Here is a 19,363-nt window from a genome sequence, read left to right on the forward strand (position 1 = left end):
GTATATACATATCAGACACCCCGAGCCTGCGCCATGCATTGCGACGTTCTCTGGCACAACGCGCAACTGATGACCCTGGACGCCGCCGATGGTGGCTTGGGCATCGTGGATGACGGCGTGGTCGCCTGCCAGGACGGCCGCATTCTCTACGCCGGCCCGGCTGCGCAGGCTCCCGCATTCGCCGCCGGCACCGCGCACGATTGCCAGCGGCGCTGGATCAGCCCGGGCCTGATCGATTGCCACACCCACCTGGTGTACGCCGGCAATCGCGCCAACGAATTCGAACAACGCCTGCGCGGCGCCAGCTATGCGCAGATCGCCGCGGCCGGCGGCGGTATCGTGGCCACGGTGCGCGCCACCCGCGCTGCCGACGATGCGGCGTTGCTCGCTGCCAGCCTGCCGCGCCTGGATGCGCTGCTCGCCGAAGGCGTGACCACGCTGGAGATCAAATCCGGCTACGGGCTCACCCTGGAATACGAAACCAAGCAGCTGCGCGTGGCACGCCAGCTCGCCAGCCTGCGCCGGGTCGAGGTGGTGCCCACTTTTCTGGGCGCGCATGCGGTGCCGCCGGGAAGCGATGCGCAGGCGTATATCGATGTGGTCTGCACGCAGATGATTCCCGCCGTGGCCGCGCAAGGGCTGGCCGAGGCGGTGGATGTGTTCTGCGAGCATCTGGCATTTTCCACCGCGCAGGCCGAACAGGTATTCGTCGCCGCGCAGGCGCACGGCCTGCAGGTCAAGATCCACGCCGAACAATTGAGCAACCAGCATGGCGCAGCGCTGGCCGCGCGCCATGGCGCCCTGTCGGCCGACCATATCGAATACCTGGACCAGGCCGGCATCGAGGCGATGGCCGCCGCCGGCACGGTCGCGGTGCTGTTGCCGGGTGCGTTCTACTTCACCCGCGATACCCAGCTGCCGCCGATCGCCGCGCTGCGTGCGGCCGGCGTGCCGCTGGCACTGGCCACCGACTGCAACCCGGGAACCTCGCCACTCACCAGCCCGCTGCTGGCGATGAACATGGCGGCCACCTTGTTCCGCATGACCGTGGACGAATGCATCGCCGGGTTCACCCGCGAGGCGGCGCGCGCGCTCGGCCGCGGAACGCGCCTGGGCCGGCTGCGCACCGGCATGGACTGCGACCTGGCGATCTGGGACATCCAGGCGCCGGCCGACCTGGTGTATCGCATGGGCTTCAACCCGCTGCATGCCCGCGTCTGGCGCGGGCACCTGACCTGATCACCCCTGGAGTTGTCATGAGTGCTTCCGTTGTCCTGCAACCCGGCGCCGTCACGCTTGCGCAGTGGCGTGCGCTGTATCGCGGTGCCGATGCGGCGCTGGATCCGGCCTGCGCGGCGGCGGTGCTGCGCAGCGCGCAGACCGTGGAAGCGATCGTCGCGCGCGGCGAGCCGGTCTACGGCGTCAACACCGGTTTCGGCAAGCTGGCCAGCGTGCGCATCGAGCGCGACGACCTGGCCACCTTGCAACGCAATATCGTGCTGTCGCATGCCGCCGGCGTCGGCGAGCCCACGCCGGTGCCGGTGGTGCGGCTGATGATGGCGCTCAAGCTCACCAGCCTTGCCCAGGGTGCCTCGGGCGTGCAGCCGGACACGCTGGCCCTGCTCGAGGCGATGCTGCGCGCTGGCATCACCCCGGTGGTGCCCTGCCAGGGCTCGGTTGGGGCATCCGGCGATCTGGCGCCGTTGTCGCATCTGGCGGCGGTGATGATCGGCGTTGGCGAGGCCTTCGTCGGCGGACAACGGCTGCCGGCAGCGGACGCCTTGGCGCAGGCGCAGCTGCAACCGCGCGTGCTCGGCGCCAAGGAAGGACTTGCGCTACTTAATGGCACCCAGTTCTCCACCGCCTGCGCGCTGGCCGGCCTGTTCGAGATTGAAACCGTGTTGCAGGCGGCGCTAGTCGCCGGGGCATTGTCGGTGGAAGCGGCCAAGGGCTCGGATACGCCGTTCGACGCGCGCATCCATGCCTTGCGTGGGCAGCCGGGACAGATCGCCACCGCCGCCGCGCTGCGCGCGCTGATGGCCGACTCGGCCATCCGCGAATCGCACCGGCTCGGCGATGTGCGCGTGCAGGACCCGTATTGCCTGCGCTGCCAACCGCAGGTGATAGGCGCGGCGCTGGATGTGATGCGCCAGGCCGCGCGCACGCTGGAGATCGAAGCCAACGGCGTCTCCGACAACCCGCTGGTCTTCAGCGACACAGAAGAAGCACTGTCGGGCGGCAACTTCCATGCCGAGCCGGTGGCATTTGCGGCGGACATGCTGGCAATGGCGGTGTGCGAGATCGGCTCGATCAGCGAACGCCGCACCGCGATGCTGGTGGACCCGGCCCTGTCCGGCCTGCCGGCGTTTCTCACCCCGCGCCCGGGCTTGAACTCGGGCTTCATGATTCCGCAGGTCACCGCTGCGGCATTGGTGTCGGAAAACAAACAGCGCGCCTATCCAGCCAGCGTCGATTCGATTCCCACCTCTGCCAACCAGGAAGATCACGTGTCGATGGCCGCGCACGGCGCGCGCCGCCTGCTGGCGATGGCAGAGAACGCCGCGCACGTGATCGGCATCGAGCTGCTGGCCGCCGTGCAGGGCTGCGACTTCCACGCGCCGCTGCGCTCCAGCGCCGCGCTGGAAGCCGCACGTGCCCTGCTGCGCGCACAGGTGCCGACGCTGCAGGACGACCGCTACTTCCACCCGGACATGCTGGCCGCCAGCGCCCTGGTGCGTTCCGGCGCATTGGCCGATGCAGTGGCGATCGCCTTGCCGGGCGTGGAGCAGCCCGCATGACGCGGCGATTTGCAGACCGCCCGCGCAGCATCCCGGCACGCCGCCACGCATTGCCTGGTATCGCCATCCTGGCAAACGCCGCACATCCCAGCGCTGCGGGTGCAAGGTACGCGCGGCGCGACGGCCAGACCCACGCGCATCACCACCACGCATCGCGTGCCGCCGCGCAGGCAACCGGAGCCCGGCCATGAGCCCCCTGCCCGACTGGCTGGACATTCACCAAGGGCAGGCGCCCCTACTGATCAGCTTTCCGCATACCGGCACCGAGCTGCCCGATGACGTGGCCGACCGTTTCGTGTCGCCATGGCTGGCGCGGCGCGATGCCGATTGGTGGGTGCATCACCTGTACGACTTCGCCCAATCGCTGGGCGCCACCACCGTGCGCACCGCGATCTCGCGCTCGGTCATCGACGTCAATCGCGACCCCAGCGGCGCATCGCTGTACCCCGGCCAGAACACTACCGGCCTGTGCCCGCTGACCACCTTCGACAACCAGCCCCTGTATGCCGACGGCCTGGCGCCGGACCAGGCGGAGATCGACCAGCGCCGCGCGCGCTGGTTCGACCCGTATCACGCGGCGCTTGCCGAGGAAATTGCGCGCCTGCGCCAGCTGCATTCCAGGATCGTGGTGTACGACGCACACTCGATCCGCTCGGTCATCCCGCACCTGTTCGACGGCGAGTTGCCGCAGTTCAACATCGGCAGCAACGACGACCGCAGTTGCGACCCGGTGCTGGTCGACGCAGTGGAACAGCTGTGCCGCAGCAGCGGCTCCAGCACGGTGCGCAATGGCCGCTTCAAGGGTGGATGGATCACCCGCCACTATGCGCAGCCCGAACACGGCGTACACACGCTGCAGATGGAGCTGGCATGCCGCGGCTACATGCGCGAACCGGACACCATCACCCCGGACACTTGGCCCACGCCCTGGCAGCCAGTGCACGCGACCGCATTGCGCGCAGTGCTGCGGCATGTGCTGCTGGCCTGCCTGCAGTTCGCCGGCACCGCCTCACCCGCCACCACGCCGCCCGCGGCCCACCGTTGATTGCAAGGAACCCGGCATGATCCGTCACGATGCAACCCGCGTCATCCGCGCCGCCACCGGCAACACGCTCACCGCCAAGAGCTGGCTCACTGAAGCGCCATTGCGCATGCTGATGAACAACCTGGACCCGGACGTGGCCGAGCGCCCGCAGGAACTGGTGGTCTACGGCGGCATCGGCCGCGCCGCGCGCGATTGGGAATCCTTCGATGCGATCGTGGCCGCGCTCACCCGCCTGGACGACGACCAGACCCTGCTGGTGCAATCGGGCAAGCCGGTCGGCGTGTTCCGCACCCATGCCGATGCGCCGCGCGTGCTGATCGCCAATTCCAACCTGGTGCCACGCTGGGCCAATTGGGACCACTTCAACGCATTGGATAAAAAGGGCCTGGCGATGTACGGCCAGATGACCGCCGGCAGTTGGATCTACATCGGCGCGCAAGGCATCGTGCAAGGCACCTACGAAACCTTCGTGGAGATGGGCCGCCAGCATTACGGCGGCAACCTGGCCGGCAAGTGGCTGTTCACCGGCGGCCTCGGCGGCATGGGCGGCGCGCAGCCGCTGGCCGCCGTGATGGCCGGCGCGTCCTGCCTGGCGGTGGAATGCCGCCGTTCCAGCATCGACATGCGCTTGCGCACCGGCTATCTGGACACCTGGACCGACTCGCTGGACGAGGCATTGCGCCTGATCGAGCAGTCGTGCACGGCGAAGAAGCCGCTGTCGGTCGGCCTGCTCGGCAATGTCGCCGACGTGCTGGACGAACTGCTGCTGCGCGGAATCAAACCGGACCTGCTCACCGACCAGACCTCTGCGCACGACCCGGTCAACGGCTACCTGCCGCAGGGCTGGAGCGTGGACGAATGGGACGACAAGCGCGTCAGCGCGCCGAAGCAAGTGGAAGCCGCCGCGCGCGATTCGATGGCCAACCACATCCGCGCCATGCTCGCCTTCCACGCGCTCGGCGTGCCCACCGTGGATTACGGCAACAACCTGCGCCAGATGGCATTGGAGCAAGGCGTGTCCGACGCCTTCGACTTCCCCGGCTTCGTGCCCGCCTACATCCGCCCGCTGTTCTGCCGCGGCATCGGCCCGTTCCGTTGGGTGGCGCTGTCCGGCGATCCGGAGGACATCGCCAGGACCGATGCCAAGGTCAAGGAATTGATTCCCGACGATGCGCATCTGCATCGCTGGCTGGACATGGCCGCGGAAAAAATCGCCTTCCAGGGGCTGCCTGCGCGCATCTGCTGGGTCGGCCTGGGCGACCGTCATCGGCTGGGCCTGGCCTTCAACGCCATGGTCCGCAGCGGCGAGCTGAAGGCACCGGTGGTGATCGGCCGCGACCATCTCGATTCAGGCAGCGTCGCCTCGCCCAATCGCGAAACCGAAGCCATGGCCGACGGCTCCGATGCGGTCTCCGATTGGCCATTGCTCAACGCCCTGCTCAACACCGCATCGGGCGCAACCTGGGTGTCGCTGCATCACGGCGGCGGCGTCGGCATGGGCTTCTCGCAACATGCCGGCATGGTCATCGTCTGCGACGGCAGCGAGGCCGCCGACCGCCGCATCGAACGCGTGCTGTGGAACGACCCCGCCACTGGCGTCATGCGGCATGCCGACGCCGGCTATGCCATCGCAACCGATTGCGCTCGCGAGAAGGGCCTGGATCTGCCTGCCATCCTGTCCTGACGCCGCCGCGTGCCCGCTGACGCGAGGTGGGCGAATCGCCGCTGCAGCAAACCGCAGCGTCCGCGCGACCATGGTCAATCCGGCAGCGGCCGCAGCTGTAAGACGGTGGCGTCATGCGCGTGATTGTCACGCATGGATCGCTGCAGACAGACATCGGGAGATCTCGTCATGCGTGTCACCAACGCGTGTCTGCACGCAGCTGCTTCATGCCCAACGCATCAGTTCCCTACACGGATGTCGGCGCGGCTTGCGGTCGAGCTTGACACACCGTGATCCCTGTCACGACTATCGCCAGCGTCGTGCAAAACGATAATGCGTGACCCGCCGATCGAGTAAGCTCGCGGCAAGTCGGACGACCGAGGGGGATGCGTCCGACCGGCACTGAATCTCGAAATGCACGCAAACGACATCGCGCCTTCGGCAGGCGCGGGTTTTTTCGTATCGATCACACTGAGAGCCCCCACTCATGCAGCAGGAACAGCGCATCGACTCGTTGACCGGTATTCGCGGTCTTGCGGCATTGCTTGTGGTCTACGCGCATCTTGCGGAAGAAAAATTCTTCACCGATACCCACCTGTTTCCCGGTGAAATGGGCGTCATGGTGTTCTTTACCCTGAGCGGGTTCCTGATGGCCTTTCTCTACGGAGAAAAAGACCCCAATTACCCAGCAGTGGCGCGCTACGCCATTTCCAGATTCTCGCGCATTGCGCCGGCCTACCTGACCGTCGTGCTGGCGTCCTATCTGATCTACAACCTGGTCGATTCGCAGTTCGTCTACGCCATCAGTCACGACAACCTGCTACGCCATCTGTTGTTTTCCGGCAACGTGTCCGCGCTGTGGAGCATTCCGCCGGAAGTCCAGTTCTACGCGATCTTCGTGGGCATCTGGTTTGCGCTGCGTGCCTTCCGCACCAACAGCAATGTCACCCTGATGGTGGCGGTGCTCGGCACCGTCCTGATGCTCATCGCCTACCGGGCACAGCTGCCCGGCACCTTCGTCGGCTCCAAGATCTATTATTTCCTGGCCGGCGTGGTGTTCGGCCTGGTGCGCACCCGGGTTGGCGCCGGCGTCGACATGACCACCCTGGCGACGCTGCAGGCCGGCGTCATCGGGCTGGTGCTTGCCGTCGTCCTGGGCATTGTCGATGTCGATCTCGGTTCCAAGCGCGAGCTCTACCTCACGCTGGAGACCGCCGGCTTCGCCGGCATCTTCGTGTTCCTGTTCTCCTTCGACACCGGGCTGAGCAAGCGCCTGCTCGGCAACCGCTTGATGATGCTCAGCGGCGAATGCAGTTTCTCGATGTACCTGCTGAATATTCCGATCATCTACGCCGCCCTGGTGATCATGGACGGCCTGCCGCCACGACCGGCCCTGGCCTTGCCGATCATCGCGGTCACCCTTGCCGCTGCCTGGACGATGTACCGGTTGATCGAAATGCCTGGAAACACCCTGTTGCGGCGGCTGGGCACGTGGCTGTTGCTGCGCCCGCGCAGCGCGCCTGTCGTGCCGGTGGCCGCGATCAGTCCCGCCCCGCTGGCTACGGAACCGACGCCTGGCACCACTCGATCGCCCTGACGCGGCTGCATGCGTGCGGCATGGCGTTCTGACGCGCGTCCCTACGTGCGGCTTCCAAGTTTCACGTCGATTGCCCTCAAGAACGTTGCTGCCAGGCCGACAAGGTATGCAACGTTTCGAGGAATCTCCCATGGGCATCCTGATCTACCTGGTGCCTGCATTCGCACTCTGGGCATTGATCGCCACCGCGCTGGCCTTCGTGCGCGGCCGGCAGTTACGTGCCGAGTCCGGGCAGTTGGCCAGTACCCAGGACAGCCTTGGCCGCTACCAGGCGGCCTTGTCGCAGCTGAAGGCACGCGCGGCCGCCAGCGCACTGGAACTGGAATCGCTGCAGCGCAGCTACACCGTCCTCAAGCAGTCGCTGGAACAGCAGGAGCAGACCGCAGCCCAGCACGACGACCCGGCTGCCAGCCAGGTCATCCCGATGGTGATGGTGCAGCGGCTGGATATCGCCAACGAAATCGGCACGCTGTTCGCGCATGTCGCGCGCGTGGCCCGCAGCCTGCGCCGCTACAGCGCCTATAGCCGCGGCCACAGCGCGCCCGAGCCCAGCACCGCCCGCTACGACCTGCACTGGCTGGCGGACTGTCTGCACAGCTTCGACCAGATCGGCCACGCGCTGCTGCGCGGCAATGTCGCTGCATTGATCACGGCCTGCCAGGATCTGCTGTCGATGTACGACCACTATCTGAAGGATGGCTCTGGCTACAACAGCCGCGACACCTTCCAGCGCCTGAGCAGCGATGTGCCGCTCTCCGATGCCACCGACGCCATCCGCTCGATCATCGTCAAGGCGACGCTAGCGCAGGATGTGCAGGACGCGGTGCAGGACGATGCGGTGGTGGCGGCGCAGTGAATCGGGATTCGGGATTCGGGATTTGGGATTTGGGATTTGGGATTTGGGATCGGGGATCGGGGATTGGGGATTGGGGATTGGGGAGTTGGGAACAGGAAGACGGATTGGCGTGCGCGGACGCGGCGGGGCGACGCGCCGATGACGGTCACATGCGCGATGCCATAAAAAACGCCGGCGTTTGCCGGCGTTTTCGTTCAATCGCAGCGATGCGGAAGCGTGCTCATTGCTCGCTCGGCGGCAGCGGCGCGGCGGCAGCAGTGCCCGCTTCTTCCACCACCTCGTCCACTTCATCCAGCGACGCATCCAGGCGTTCGACCGCCTGCAGCTTCTCGCCCTTGGACAGCCGGATCAGCGTCACGCCCTGGGTGTTGCGGCCCACCCGCGAGATCTCCGAACCGCGCGTGCGCACCAGGGTGCCGCCATCGGAGATCAGCAGTACTTCGTCGGTGGCGCCCAGCAACACCGCACGCACCAGCTTGCCGTTGCGCTCGGTGGTCTGGATGCCGATCACGCCCTGCGTGCCGCGGCCCTTGCGTGGGTACTCGGCCAGCGGGGTGCGCTTGCCGTAGCCGTTTTCGGTGGCGGTGAGGATGTAGGCCACATCGCCATCGTCGGCGACCTCGATCACCGCCGCCTCGGCGCCATCGGCGGTCTCCACCACGTCCTCGCCGTTATCTTCCTCGGCCTCGTCATCGACGCCGCCGGCACGCTCGGCCACGATCAGGCTGACCACTTCCTCGCCCTTGGTCAGACGGATACCGCGCACGCCGGTGGCGGTACGGCCCATCGAACGCACGGTGGATTCGCCAAAGCGCACGGTCTTGCCGTTGGACGCGAACAGCAGCACGTCGCGGTCGCCATCGGTCAATGCCACGCCGACCAGCGCATCGCCTTCATCCAGATTGATCGCGATCTTGCCGCGCGCCAGGCGGAACGCGAATTCGCTCAGCGGCGTCTTCTTGACCGTACCGTTGCGGGTGGCGAAGAACACATAACGGTTGTCGGCGTATTCGCGCACCGGCAGCACCGCCTGCACCCGCTCGCCAGCCTCCAGCGGAATCCAGTTGATGATGGGACGGCCACGCGCGTTGGAACCGGCCTCCGGCAACTGGTGCACCGGCAACCAGAACACCTTGCCGCTGCTGGTGAAGGTCAGCAGCGTGTCATGAGTGTTGACCAGCCACAGCTGGTCGATGAAGTCCTCTTCCTTGGTCGCAGCCGCCGAACGGCCGCGGCCACCGCGACGCTGTGCGCGATACGCGCTCACCGGCTGGCGCTTGGCATAACCGGCATGCGAGAGGGTCACCACCACGTCTTCCGGCGCGATCAGATCCAGGATATCCAGGTCTTCTTCGCTGTGACGGATCTCGGTGCGGCGCTCGTCGCCGTACTCTTCGCGCACGTTGATCAGCTCGTCGCGGATCACCTGCAGCAGCACATCCGGGTTTTCCAGGATGCGGATCAGGCCTTCGATGACGCCGAGCAACTGCTTGTACTCGTCGGTCAGCTTTTCCTGTTCCAACCCGGTCAGGCGATGCAGACGCATTTCCAGGATCTGCGAGGCCTGCACTTCGCTGAGCTGGTAGAAACCGTTGATCAGGCCCACGCCCGGTGGCAGGTCTTCCGGCTTGGAGGCCTCGGCGCCGGCGGCGCCCAGCAGCGCACCGACCAACCCCGGTGCCCAGGTCTTGGCCAGCATGCGCTCGCGCGCTTCCTGCGGGTTGGCCGAGGTCTTGATCAACTCGATCATTTCATCGATGTTGGCCAACGCGACGGTCAAGCCTTCCAGCACGTGCGCACGTGCACGCGCCTTGCGCAACTCAAAGATGGTGCGGCGGGTGACCACCTCGCGGCGGTGGCGGATGAACGCCTCCAGCATCTGCTTGAGGTTCATCAACTGCGGGCGGCCATCGATCAGCGCCACCATGTTGATGCCGAACACCGACTCCATCTGGGTCTGCTGGTAGAGGTTGTTGAGCACAACCTCGGCCGATTCGCCGCGCTTGATCTCGATGTAGATGCGCATGCCGTCCTTGTCGGACTCATCGCGCAGCTCGCTGATGCCTTCGAGCTTCTTTTCCTTGACCAGCTCGGCGATCTTCTCGATCAGCCGCGCCTTGTTGACCTGGTACGGGATCTCGGTGACGACGATCGCCTCGCGGCCGTTGTCGGCCACTTCCACATCGGCCTTGGCACGGATGCGCACGCGGCCGCGGCCGGTGCGGTAGCCGGCGGCGATGCCGGCGGTGCCGTTGATGATGCCGGCAGTGGGGAAATCCGGGCCGGGGATGTATTCCATCAGCCCTTCGACATCCAGCTCTGGGGTGTCGATCAGCGCGATGCAGGCATTGATCGCCTCGGTCAGGTTGTGCGGCGGGATATTGGTGGCCATGCCCACCGCGATACCGGCCGAACCGTTGACCAGCAGGCTCGGGAACCGGGTCGGCATGACCGTCGGTTCCAGTTCCTTTTCGTCGTAATTGGGCTGGAAATCGACGGTTTCCTTGTCGATGTCGGCCATCAGCTCATGCGCCAGCCGCGACATGCGCGACTCGGTGTAACGCATCGCCGCGGCAGAGTCGCCATCGACCGAACCGAAGTTACCCTGGCCGTCCACCATCATGTAGCGCAGCGAGAACGGCTGCGCCATGCGCACCAGCGTGTCGTAGACCGACTGGTCGCCGTGCGGGTGGTACTTGCCGATGACGTCGCCGACGATACGCGCCGACTTGAAGTAGGCCTTGTTGCTGTGTGCGCCCAGCTCGTGCATCGCGTACAACACGCGTCGGTGCACAGGCTTCAGGCCGTCACGGGCATCGGGGAGTGCACGGCCCACGATCACGCTCATCGCGTAATCGAGATAGCTCTTGCGCATCTCGTCTTCCAGGTTGACCTGGATGATTTCCTTGGCGGTTTCTGCCATTCGGGTTCCGTAAGTGAGGTGGCGGGCGAGCCGGAAAGCCGCGTCGGGGGCGCCTTGGTGACAGGCTGCCGGCCCTACGCTCCCGCCGATCGATTCAAGCGCCGGATTGTACCATGAAGGGGCAGCCGGATGCCGCCGGTTTAGCGGCCAGAAACAAGCACTTGCGGGACTTTACGCGCCGTTTGCGGCGCACCGCCCGCGCGCCGGGTTCAGCTGCCGAACGCGGCCTGCATGCGCCCCTGGTCGGGCTGCTCGATCACCCCGCGCTCGGTGACAATGGCATCGATCAGGCTGCCCGGGGTGACGTCGAACACCGGGTTCCAGGCATGGATGCCCTCGGCCACCGTACGGACCCCGCCCACACCGAACAATTCGCCCGGATCGCGCTGCTCGATCTCGATCTGGTCGCCATCGGCCGTGGCCATGTCCACCGTGGACGAGGGCGCCACCACCATGAACTTGACCCCGTGGTGGCGGGCGGCGATGGCCAGCTGGTAGGTGCCGATCTTGTTGGCGGTATCGCCATTGGCGCAGATACGGTCGGCGCCCACGATCACCCACTGCACCAGGCCGGACTTCATCAGATGCGCGGCGGCCGAGTCGGCGATCAGGGTGGCATCGATGCCGTCCTGCTGCAGCTCCCACACGGTCAGGCGCGCGCCCTGCAGCCACGGCCGGGTTTCGCCGGCAAACACCTTGGCGATGCGCTGCTGCGCCATGCCGGCGCGGATCACACCCAGCGCGGTACCGAAGCCGGCGGTGGCCAGCGAGCCGGTATTGCAGTGGGTCAGCACGCCGCTGCCCGGGGCGATCAGCCCGGCACCCAACGCACCCATCTGGCGATTGGCGGCCAGGTCTTCATCGGCAATGGCCTGCGCCTCGCGCGCGAGCACCTCGCGCCAGTCGGCACCGGCCGCGCCCAGCACCCGGCGCATACGCATCAATGCCCAGGCCAGGTTCACCGCCGTAGGACGTGCGGCATTGAGCCGCAGCAGCGCCGGCTCGAGTTTCTGCAAGGCCGCACTGCCATCGTTGGCATCGATATCCCGCGCAGCCAGCAGCACGCCCCACCCGGCCGCAATGCCGATCGCTGGCGCGCCACGCACGGCCAGCGAATGGATGGCCTCGGCCACTGCATCGCTGGTCTCGCAGCGCACATGCTCCACCACGAAGGGCAGCTTGCGTTGATCGAGCAATTCCAGGGCGTCGCCGGTCCACAGCAGTGGGCGGATATGGTCGTAGCGGGCGTAATCGATATGGGCGCTGTCGTTCATCGCCCTATTGTAAGGCGCACGGGCAGTCCAGTCAGTGGACTGGCATTGCTCAGATCGTCGGTCTTCCGCAGTGATGCATCAAACGCAAAAGCCCGGTTGGTCGAGGGCGCGGCGCCCTCACCGCTTGCGCGACACGCCGTCAACCCATCCCTGGGGATCGATGGCGGCATCCATGCCGCCAACGGTCGCGCAAGCGGCAAGGACACCGCACCAGACAGTTGACTGGTGGTTTATTGAAGAACGGGGGCAGCGCGTGGCTGCGTGCCGGTTGCTGGTTGCAAACCATGCACGCCGACCATCTCGACCGGTCGTTGCCCGCCCGCCGTCGCGGGACCCTTGGCGGCATGGATGCCGCCACGGAGGTTACATGGACGTACTTGCAGCGTGTCCTGCGATGGTGGGCGGGCAAGGGCCCTGCCGCAAACGCCACGACTTCGAGGGCGCGGTGCCCTCACCGCTTGCGCGACACGCCGCAAATCCATCCCTGCGGATCGTTGGCGGCATCCCTGTCGCCAACGGTCCCGCAAGCGGCAAGGACACCGCACCAGACAGTTGACTGGTGGTTTATTGAAGAACGGGGGCAGCGCGTGGCTGCGTGCCGGTTGCTTGTTGCAAACCATGCACGCCGACCATCTCGACCGGCCCTTGCCCGCCCGGCGTCGCGGGACCCTTGGCGGCATGGATGCCGCCACGGAGCTTACATGGACGTACTTGCAGCGTGTCCTGCGATGGTGGGCGGGCAAGGGCCCTGCCGCAAACGCCACGACTTCGAGGGCGCGGTGCCCTCACCGCTTGCGCGACACGCCGTGAACCCGTCCATGGGGGCTCGATGGCGGCATCCATGCCGCCAACGGTCCCGCAAGCGGCAAGGACACCGCACCAGACAGTTTGTTGGCAATTTTTGCTGAAGAACCAAAGCCTCCGCATCGCGCCGTTTAGCGTTGCTGGTTGCTGGTTGCAGGTTGCTGTGCCGAAACCCTGGGCAGCGATCGACGCGACTGGTCCTTGCCAAGCCACAGATCACCCGCCCTGTGCAGCGACAGCAAGACCCTGCGCACGGCAATTGACCAACACGCAACAGGCTCGACAGCCGCTCAGTCGACGATGAACTCGGCGCGGCAGCCATCGTTGACCCAGACCCCATCGCGGCTCCAGCCCCAGGTCTGGCCTTCCACGCACGGGGTCTTGGACATCTGCCGGCCCAGTCGCACGGCACGTTCCACCGACACCCCGCAGGTGCGCCGCGCGCTCTTCTTCGACTCGCAGGTGACCATGCGCGGCATGGCGACGAAACCGGAGCCATCTTCGGCACCCACCTCGAATTCGCCGTCGCAGCCGCGCGACACCCAGATCTCGTTACGACGCGTTCCCCAGGTGCGACCTTCCTTGCACGGCCACATCGAGCGCTGGCGCAGCAGCCGCACCGGCGCGCCACGCAGCACCACCGGGCACACCACCTTGCCGCCATTGGAATCGCAGCGCACCACCCGGCGCATCACGGTGGCCGTGGGCGCGCTGCTGGCGAATTCGGCGCGGCAGCCCTGCTCCACCCACACGCCATCTCGGTCGACATCCCACTCGCTGCCACGGATGCAGCTGGTCTCGGACAGCTGGCGCACCAGCTGCACGCCGCCGGTCACCTCCATGGGGCAATGCACGCGCGCCATGTCCTTGGACTCGCAGCGCACCACGCCCGAGCCGCGATCGGCAGCGCGTGCGTCGGCGACCATCAGCAGCGGCAAGCACCACAGACCGCATAAGCTGATCAGCCACTTCATGCCAACAATCCTCACCCCGAAACGATGTACGTCGCGCCCCCGTGGACGTGAAGATGAGAGCACCATCGATGTGAAGATAGCAATACGGCGGGCGTGACAAGACTGTGGCAACCCGATGCGGTCGGCCCGTTGCCCCAGGCGAATCAGCGGCATCGTGCGTGCAAGGCTGTCACCGAGGAGCAACCGGCATGCGATTGCCACTGCGGCGCAGGAAGCGCTTTCCGGCATGACCGTTCGCGCTGGCCGCGCTGCCAGCGCGACTCAGGCGCGGGCGAACTCGAAGGCCAGCACGTCGGCAATCTGCGTGGTGCCGCGCAGGGCCATCAACAACCGATCCACCCCCACCGCCACGCCAGCGCAATCGGGCAGTTGCGACAGCACCGCCAGCAACGGTTCGTCCAACGGCAGTTGCGGCAGCCCGCGCGCGGCGCGCACGGCGTTGTCGCGCTGGAAACGCGCACGCTGCTCGTGCGCATCGTTCAACTCGTGGTAGCCGTTGGCCACCTCGTAGGCGCCCAGATACAGCTCGAAGCGCTCGGCCACCGGCGGATCGGCGTGGCGGATGCGCGCCAGAGCGCACTGGCTGGCCGGCCAGTCGTGCACCACGGTCAAGGTATTGGCGGCAAAGCCGGGCTGCAGGCAGTGGGTCATCAGCAGGTCCAGCCAATCGTCGCGCGTGAGCCCGTGCGCATCGATGGCGATCGCCTGCAACGGCGCACGCAGCGCCTGGATCGGGTCCAGCAACGGATCGATCCCCAGCCGCTGCACGAACAGCTCGCGGTAGCTCAGCACCTGCACCGTCGCCTGGCGTTCGACCAGGGCCAGCGCACGCTGCACCAGTGCGACGGTCTCCTGCGCCAGCGCACGGTCGTCCCAGCCCACCCGGTACCACTCGAGCATGCTGAACTCGGGGTTGTGGCGGCCGCCGGCTTCGCCATTGCGGAACACGCGCCCAAGCTCGTAGCAATCGCCCAGGCCCGCGGCGAGCAGGCGCTTGAGCGGATACTCCGGCGAGGTACGCAACCAGCGCAGCGGCGCGCCGGCATCCACGTGCCCGCTGAAGCGAGTGCTGAAGCTTTCGATGTTCGGCTCGGTGTTGCCGGCCTGCGACAGCACCGGCGTCTCCACCTCGATGACATCGCGCTCGGCAAAGAATGCGCGGATCGTGGCATTGAGCCGCGCGCGCAGCTGCAGCGCGGCCAGGTCGAGCTGCACCGCGGTCACGGCTGTTGCCCGTGCTCGCCCAGGAACGTCAGCAGGCGCGCCTCGTCCCAGATCTCCACGCCCAGCGACTGCGCCTTGTCCAGCTTGGAGCCGGCCTCTTCGCCCGCCACTAGGAAGGCTGTCTTCTTCGACACGCTGCCGGCCACCTTGGCGCCCAGGGCTTCGAGCCGTTGCTTGGCCGCGTCGCGGGTCAATGCAACCAGGGTGCCGGTGATCACCACGGTCTGGCCATCCAGCGGACCGGCCTGCACTGCGGCAGCTTCCGGCAGACGCGCCAGCACGCTGTCCACCGCCTGCTGCGCAGCGCTGGCCAGGGCCGCGTTTTCCGGGCGATCCAGCCATTGCAGCAGCGCGGCGACCACCGGCGCCGGCACGCCGGCCTGTTGCAAGGCATCGGAGCCGGCAGCGCGCAGCGCATCGAACGACGGCACGGCGGCCGCCAGCTGCTGCGCACGCACGGGAGTGACCTTGGGGATGTCCATGTCTTCCAGCACGCTGGCAAAGCTCAGCGCGTCGCGTAGCTTGGGCGATGGCGGATGCACATCGCCGATGCGCACCCCGCGTTGCAGCAGATCGTCGATGGCCTGTTGATTGCCGGGCTGATCGAAGAAATGGCCAAGCGAGCGCGCCACTTCGCCGCCGATGTCCGGCACGCGCTTGAACAGCGGCCACGGCAGATGGCGGATCAGCTCCAGATCGCCGAACCAGACCGACAAGGCCTTGGCCGTGCTTTCGCCCACGTGCTCGATGCCGAGCGCGAACAGGAAGCGCTCCAACGTGGTGTCGCGCGATGTCTCGATCGCCTCGATCAGGTTCTCGGCCCACTTGGTGGCGATCTTGCGGCGGTTCCAATCGAAGCCAGGCAGCCCGGCGCGCAGCAAGTCCGCCTGCCAGGTTGGAGGAGCCTCGCGCTCGCCGGCCAGATCCACACCGATCTGCGCCATGGTGGTTTCCAGCGTCGCGTATGCGCCGGTTGCCAGATGCTCGCGCGCCTCGCGCAGGAACGCATGCGGGCTCTCCGCGGTACTGATCAGGCGCAATTGCAGCAACTGATCCACGGTGAGCAGGTACAGGTCGGCCACACCTTTCACCAGCCCGCTGTCGACCAGCACCTCGATGAATTTCTCGCCCAGGCCATCGACGTCCATCGCGCGCCGCGAGACGAAATGCCGGAACGCTTCCTTGCGCTGCGCCGGGCAGGTCAGCTCGCCGGAGCAGCGCCACACCGCCTGGCCTTCTTCGCGCACGATCTCCGAGCCGCACACCGGGCACTGGGTGGGCATGCGCCATTCCTGCGTGCCGGCCGGGCGCTGATCGGCCACCACGCCGGCTACTTCGGGAATCACATCGCCGGCGCGTCGCACGATCACCGTATCGCCCACGCGCACATCCAGCCGCGCGATCTGGTCGGCATTGTGCAAGGTGGCGTTGGTGACGATCACACCGGCCACATGCACCGGCTTCAGCCGCGCCACCGGCGTGGCCGCACCGGTGCGGCCGATCTGGATCTCGATCGCCTCCACCGTGGTGGACTGCTCCTGCGCCGGGAACTTGTGCGCGATCGCCCAGCGCGGTGCGCGCGAGACGAAGCCCATTTCGCGCTGGCCGGCCAGATCGTCGAGCTTGTAGACCACGCCGTCGATATCGAATGGCAATCCATCGCGCGCTTCGCCGATGCGTTGGTAGTACGCCAGCAAACCTTCACTGCCCTGCACCACCTCGACCAGCGAGCTGACCGGAAAGCCCCATTCGCGCAGCTGCGCCAGGATCGCCGAATGGGTCGGCGGCAGCGTCCCGTCGCGCACCTCGCCTACCCCGTAGGCGAAGAAACTCAGCGGGCGCTGCGCGGTGATGCGCGCATCTAGCTGCCGCAACGAGCCGGCCGCACCATTGCGCGGGTTGGCCAGCACCTTGCCGCCCTGCGCGCGCATCTGCGCGTTATAGGCCTCGAACGCGGCGCGCGGCATATAGACCTCGCCGCGCACTTCCAGCACTGTCGGCCAGCCTTCGCCGCGCAGGCGCAACGGAATCGCCTTGACCGTGCGCAGATTGGCGCTGACATCCTCGCCGGTGGCGCCATCGCCGCGGGTGGCGCCCTGCACGAATTCACCGTTTTCGTAGCGCAGGCTGATCGCCAGACCATCGAGCTTGGGTTCGGCACAGAACAGCGGCTGCCTGACCTCCAAGCGTTCGCCGATGCGGCGCACGAACTCGCTCACTTCCTCATCGCTGAAGGCATTGCCCAGCGACAACATCGGCAAGGCGTGCCGCACTTCGGCAAAACGCGATGCGGCCAGGTAGCCCACGCGCTGGGTCGGCGAATCCACGCTGGCCAGCGCCGGATGCTCGGCCTCCAGCGCCTCCAGCTCGCGCATCAGGCGGTCGTAATCCACGTCGGCCATCTGCGGCTCGTCGAGCACGTGATAGCGGTAATTCGCGTCTTCGATGCGACGGCGCAAGGCCTCGATGCGCTGCGCGGGATCCGGGCTGACAGTCATACTGATCGCTGGGCTGACTCTGGGCCGCTCATTCTAACGGGCCATGCCAGTGCACAAACGGCGGCTACGCCTCTCGCCCCTGGGTCTTCGGCACCGACTGACTGGGAGGGCGATACCTGAGCGCAGGCTAGTCGCCCCTCCGCCGCCGCAAGCCTGACCTGCACGAGCACGGCGAATTGCCGGCGGACCACACGCCAGATCTGCCGCTGCCAGCAGCCCGCTTCGTCTGCCATCGCCGGAACGGCGTGGCGGACAGGAGATTCCCCGATAGGCAGAGCGCCCCAAACCCGCTAGCGTGGCGCACTCTTTGCCCTGTCCGTCTGGAGTTCACCCGTGTCGTTGCCCGTCTCGCGCCGTTCGTTTCTCAGCCTCGCCACCTCCGGCGTGGCGGTGTCCGCACTGGGGCTGATGTCGCCGGCCGAGGCCGCTCGCAAACGCGCGGCCGCGCCTGCCGCCCCCGGCGTGGCCCCCGCTGCCGGCACGGTCTACCTCAACTACAACGAACACCCGCTCGGTCCCTCGCCCGCCGCCCTGGACGCGGCAACGCGGTCGCTGGCGCGCGCCGGCCGCTATCAGTTCGAGATGGAGCTGGATCTACGCAACCTGATGGCCGGCGAATTGCAGCTGCCGAACGATCACATCGCGTTCTTCCCAGGCTCCAGCGACCCATTGGGCCGCACCGGGTCGCTGTTCACCTCGCCACGCGCCGGCCTGGTCACCGCCGACCCGACCTTCGAAGCGCTGGCCGACGTCGCCACCGTACAGGGCGCACCGGTGCGCCGGGTGCCCTTGCGTGCCGACGGTGCGCACGACGTCAAGGCAATGGCCAAGGCCGATCCCACCGCCGGTCTGATCTACGTGTGCAACCCCAACAATCCCACCGGTTCGATCACTGCGCGTGCCGACATCGAATGGCTGCTGGCCAACAAACCGGCCAGCGCGGTGCTGGTGGTCGACGAGGCCTATATCCAGTACAGCAACGAAACCTCGGTGGTGGACCTGGTGCGTCAGCGCCAGGACCTGATCGTGCTGCGCACGTTCTCCAAGCTGTACGGCATGGCCGGTCTGCGCCTGGGCGCGGCCATCGCCGCTCCGGGCCTGTTGAGCAAGCTCAGCCCCCAGGGCCGCAACCCGCTGCCGGTACCGGCCATGGCGGCCGGCATCGCCAGCCTGCGCGATCCATTGCTGGTGCCCACGCGGCGCACCGAGAACACGCGCGTGCGCGAGGACACCATCGCCTGGCTCAAGGGCAAGGGCTACACCTGCCTGCCATCGCAGGCCAACTGCTTTGTGGTGGACATCAAGCGCGATGCCAAGGTGTTTGCCGACTCGATGCAGAAGCAGGGCGTCATCGTTGGCCGTAGCTGGCCGATCTGGCCCAAGCGCGTGCGCGTGACCGTGGGCACCGAGGCGGAAATGCTGCGCTTCCGCGAGGCGTTCGCCAAAGCCAAACGCTAATCGCTTAGAAGCGGCTAACTGAACGTAGTGAGCGGTTGTCAGGTGGGTGCGGACGGCGCGGAGGAACCGCAGTGTACGCGTGGTACATGCCGCACCGAGCACCGACCGCCTGGCGGTCGCGCAGTCGTTTTGCTAGCTGCTCGTAGTGAAGCCAAGCGCTTATCCCTTATCTCTTGGCGATCTGCCAGATTAGGCGTCGAGAGCCGGCGTGGTCGACCGATAGCCCACAGGTCTGAGTGACCGCGGGAG

12 protein-coding genes and 1 other RNA gene are annotated in these 19,363 nt (G+C 66.8%); 7 read left to right on the forward strand and 6 right to left on the reverse strand.

The window, feature by feature from the left end:
- Positions 1-33 precede the first annotated feature (33 nt).
- The 6 genes from hutI (at position 34) to XcodCFBP4690_RS20090 (ending at position 7,959) form a co-directional block, all read left to right on the forward strand.
- On the forward strand, positions 34-1,239 hold the full coding sequence (gene hutI, locus XcodCFBP4690_RS20065; protein WP_104543822.1) for an imidazolonepropionase: 1,206 nt from the start codon (positions 34-36) through the stop codon (positions 1,237-1,239).
- Positions 1,240-1,256: 17 nt separating this feature from the next.
- Positions 1,257-2,798, forward strand: coding sequence for a histidine ammonia-lyase (hutH, locus tag XcodCFBP4690_RS20070; RefSeq protein WP_104543824.1), 1,542 nt, complete (start codon positions 1,257-1,259; stop codon positions 2,796-2,798).
- Positions 2,799-2,985: 187 nt separating this feature from the next.
- Positions 2,986-3,843 carry an N-formylglutamate deformylase gene (gene hutG / locus XcodCFBP4690_RS20075; protein ID WP_104543826.1) on the forward strand — a complete coding sequence of 286 codons (858 nt, stop codon included), beginning with the start codon at positions 2,986-2,988 and terminating at the stop codon, positions 3,841-3,843.
- Between the two features lie 16 nt (positions 3,844-3,859).
- Complete coding sequence (hutU, locus tag XcodCFBP4690_RS20080) at positions 3,860-5,527, forward strand: urocanate hydratase (protein WP_104543828.1); 1,668 nt, start codon at positions 3,860-3,862, stop codon at positions 5,525-5,527.
- A gap of 466 nt (positions 5,528-5,993) precedes the next feature.
- Complete coding sequence (locus XcodCFBP4690_RS20085; protein WP_104543830.1) at positions 5,994-7,103, forward strand: acyltransferase family protein; 1,110 nt, start codon at positions 5,994-5,996, stop codon at positions 7,101-7,103.
- Positions 7,104-7,233: 130 nt separating this feature from the next.
- A complete protein-coding gene (locus XcodCFBP4690_RS20090; RefSeq protein ID WP_104543846.1) occupies positions 7,234-7,959 on the forward strand; it encodes a hypothetical protein in 726 nt (241 codons plus the stop codon).
- Positions 7,960-8,179: 220 nt separating this feature from the next.
- Here XcodCFBP4690_RS20090 and gyrA read toward each other — a convergent pair whose 3' ends face one another.
- From gyrA to ligA, 5 genes are all read right to left on the reverse strand, one after another.
- Complete coding sequence (gyrA, locus tag XcodCFBP4690_RS20095) at positions 8,180-10,882, reverse strand: DNA gyrase subunit A (protein ID WP_104543832.1); 2,703 nt, start codon at positions 10,880-10,882, stop codon at positions 8,180-8,182.
- Positions 10,883-11,091: 209 nt separating this feature from the next.
- Entirely contained in the window at positions 11,092-12,156 is a 1,065-nt protein-coding gene (mtnA, locus tag XcodCFBP4690_RS20100; protein WP_104543834.1) for an S-methyl-5-thioribose-1-phosphate isomerase, read from the reverse strand.
- Between the two features lie 1,094 nt (positions 12,157-13,250).
- Positions 13,251-13,934 carry a DUF3011 domain-containing protein gene (locus XcodCFBP4690_RS20110; RefSeq protein ID WP_167394726.1) on the reverse strand — a complete coding sequence of 228 codons (684 nt, stop codon included), beginning with the start codon at positions 13,932-13,934 and terminating at the stop codon, positions 13,251-13,253.
- A gap of 261 nt (positions 13,935-14,195) precedes the next feature.
- Positions 14,196-15,158, reverse strand: a complete 963-nt coding sequence (epmA, locus tag XcodCFBP4690_RS20115) for an EF-P lysine aminoacylase EpmA (protein ID WP_104543838.1) — start codon at positions 15,156-15,158, stop codon at positions 14,196-14,198.
- Positions 15,155-17,656, reverse strand: a complete 2,502-nt coding sequence (gene ligA, locus XcodCFBP4690_RS20120) for an NAD-dependent DNA ligase LigA (RefSeq protein WP_104543840.1) — start codon at positions 17,654-17,656, stop codon at positions 15,155-15,157. The genes epmA and ligA overlap by 4 nt, the downstream gene beginning before the upstream one ends.
- Before the next feature lie 333 nt (positions 17,657-17,989).
- Between ligA and XcodCFBP4690_RS20125 the strand changes: the two genes are divergently transcribed.
- Positions 17,990-19,114, forward strand: a complete 1,125-nt coding sequence (locus tag XcodCFBP4690_RS20125) for a pyridoxal phosphate-dependent aminotransferase (protein WP_104543842.1) — start codon at positions 17,990-17,992, stop codon at positions 19,112-19,114.
- Between the two features lie 12 nt (positions 19,115-19,126).
- Here XcodCFBP4690_RS20125 and XcodCFBP4690_RS20130 read toward each other — a convergent pair.
- A non-coding RNA gene (locus tag XcodCFBP4690_RS20130) (sX9 sRNA) lies at positions 19,127-19,202 on the reverse strand.
- Positions 19,203-19,363 lie beyond the last annotated feature (161 nt).

The sequence above is a fragment of the Xanthomonas codiaei genome, assembly GCF_002939785.1.
Taxonomy (GTDB): Bacteria; Pseudomonadota; Gammaproteobacteria; order Xanthomonadales; family Xanthomonadaceae; genus Xanthomonas; species Xanthomonas codiaei.

Excerpts from the sequence above, each read along its gene's own strand:
- hutI (WP_104543822.1), top strand. The coding sequence starts at position 34 with ATGCATTGCGACGTTCTCTGGCACAACGCGCAACTGATGACCCTGGAC.
- hutH (WP_104543824.1), top strand. The coding sequence starts at position 1,257 with ATGAGTGCTTCCGTTGTCCTGCAACCCGGCGCCGTCACGCTTGCGCAG.
- hutG (WP_104543826.1), top strand. The coding sequence starts at position 2,986 with ATGAGCCCCCTGCCCGACTGGCTGGACATTCACCAAGGGCAGGCGCCC.
- hutU (WP_104543828.1), top strand. The coding sequence starts at position 3,860 with ATGATCCGTCACGATGCAACCCGCGTCATCCGCGCCGCCACCGGCAAC.
- XcodCFBP4690_RS20085 (WP_104543830.1), top strand. The coding sequence starts at position 5,994 with ATGCAGCAGGAACAGCGCATCGACTCGTTGACCGGTATTCGCGGTCTT.
- XcodCFBP4690_RS20090 (WP_104543846.1), top strand. The coding sequence starts at position 7,234 with ATGGGCATCCTGATCTACCTGGTGCCTGCATTCGCACTCTGGGCATTG.
- gyrA (WP_104543832.1), bottom strand. The coding sequence starts at position 10,882 with ATGGCAGAAACCGCCAAGGAAATCATCCAGGTCAACCTGGAAGACGAG.
- mtnA (WP_104543834.1), bottom strand. The coding sequence starts at position 12,156 with ATGAACGACAGCGCCCATATCGATTACGCCCGCTACGACCATATCCGC.
- XcodCFBP4690_RS20110 (WP_167394726.1), bottom strand. The coding sequence starts at position 13,934 with ATGAAGTGGCTGATCAGCTTATGCGGTCTGTGGTGCTTGCCGCTGCTG.
- ligA (WP_104543840.1), bottom strand. The coding sequence starts at position 17,656 with ATGACTGTCAGCCCGGATCCCGCGCAGCGCATCGAGGCCTTGCGCCGT.